Raw genomic sequence first — 283 nt, 5'->3', positions numbered from 1 at the left:
ATTCAACACGCATATTACGTCTATCCCAACTATCAGCTTTCACTTTATCATACTCAATATAAACTTTTTCCTGTAATGCTTTGGCTTTAAACCTAGTTTGCAAAATATCCCAAATGTTATGTTAATATGAAATTTATAAAAACAAAATAACAAAGATTGGAAGTGTTCAACTCAGTGAAAAAATTACTCTATCGTTGGTTCATCGATGGTCTCAGTTATATGACACTTGGGCTTTTCAGTTCACTCATTATCGGATTAATTATGCAAACGATTGGTAAGCAAA

The 283-nt window shown here is 31.4% G+C and carries 1 pseudogene; it reads right to left on the bottom strand.

Annotated elements, in window-relative coordinates:
• Positions 1-106: pseudogene (locus HUK49_RS10855) on the bottom strand (replication initiation factor domain-containing protein); the annotation flags it as partial.
• Positions 107-283: the final 177 nt, after the last annotated feature.

Origin of the sequence: Limosilactobacillus portuensis (assembly GCF_014838735.1) — a bacterium.
GTDB classification, from domain to species: Bacteria; Bacillota; Bacilli; order Lactobacillales; family Lactobacillaceae; genus Limosilactobacillus; species Limosilactobacillus portuensis.
This window is presented reverse-complemented; position numbering and strand designations above follow the sequence as displayed.